The following is a 1,060-nucleotide window of genomic DNA, read 5'->3' on the forward strand; positions in this document are numbered from 1 at the left end:
TTTTGCACGAGGCATAATGCGCTTCATAGAAGGACCTTCGTCAACAAAGATCTTAGCTACTTTCAGATCATCAATGTCAGCGCCATCGTTGTGTTCTGCATTAGCAATAGCAGACTCCAGTACTTTCTTCACTAAACCAGCAGCTTTCTTGTTGGTAAAGGTTAAAATTTCCAGAGCTTGCGACACTTTCTTACCGCGAATCAGGTCAGCTACCAAGCGAACCTTCTGAGCAGAAGAACGAGCGTGGCGATGCATAGCGATAGTTTCCATCTCTTCCTCCTACCTTATTTTTTCTTAGCCTTTTTATCGGCTGCATGACCGCGATAAGTACGGGTCGGCGCGAATTCACCCAGTTTGTGACCAACCATTTCGTCGGAAACGTAAACTGGAACATGCTGACGACCATTATGGACAGCGATGGTCAAACCGATCATGTTAGGAAAGATCGTTGAACGACGGGACCAAGTCTTAACAGGCTTTTTGTCACCGCTTTCCACCGCTTTCTCTACCTTCTTCAGCAAGTGCAGGTCAATAAAAGGACCTTTCTTGAGAGAACGTGGCATGGCTTATCCTCTAATTATTTCTTAGTACGACGATGAACGATGAAATGTTCAGTGCGTTTGTTTTTACGAGTCTTCTTACCTTTGGTTTGAACGCCCCAAGGTGTTACTGGGTGTTTACCAAAGTTACGACCTTCACCACCACCATGTGGGTGATCGACTGGGTTCATCGCAGTACCGCGAACGGTAGGACGAATACCACGCCAGCGACTTGCACCAGCTTTACCCAGAACGCGTAACATGTGCTCAGAGTTGCCTACTTCACCGATAGTTGCACGGCAATCAGAAGGAACTTTACGCATTTCACCAGAACGTAGACGAATAGTGACATAAGCACCATCACGAGCAACGATCTGAACGTAAGTACCTGCTGAACGAGCTAACTGACCACCTTTACCTGGTTTCATTTCTACGTTATGAACTGTAGAACCAACCGGGATATTACGCATTGGTAAGGTGTTACCCGCTTTGATAGCAGCATCAACGCCAGACTGAACTTT

3 protein-coding genes are annotated in these 1,060 nt (G+C 46.3%); all 3 read right to left on the reverse strand.

Annotated elements, in window-relative coordinates:
- Positions 1 to 270 (reverse strand): 50S ribosomal protein L22 (rplV, locus tag BHE89_RS18335; RefSeq protein ID WP_128860705.1); only part of this gene is annotated, 270 nt, incomplete at its 3' end.
- A gap of 14 nt (positions 271 to 284) precedes the next feature.
- A complete protein-coding gene (gene rpsS / locus BHE89_RS18340) occupies positions 285 to 563 on the reverse strand; it encodes a 30S ribosomal protein S19 (protein WP_004246960.1) in 279 nt (92 codons plus the stop codon).
- A 14-nt stretch (positions 564 to 577) separates the two neighbouring features.
- Positions 578 to 1,060: 50S ribosomal protein L2 (rplB, locus tag BHE89_RS18345; protein ID WP_128860706.1), on the reverse strand; the 483-nt coding region annotated here is incomplete at its 5' end.

The sequence above is a fragment of the Shigella sp. FC1967 genome (genome assembly GCF_001743005.1).
Lineage (GTDB): Bacteria > Pseudomonadota > Gammaproteobacteria > Enterobacterales > Enterobacteriaceae > Proteus.

What these genes read in the sequence shown, in the direction of transcription:
- rpsS (WP_004246960.1), bottom strand. Translation starts at nt 563, where the DNA reads ATGCCACGTTCTCTCAAGAAAGGTCCTTTTATTGACCTGCACTTGCTG.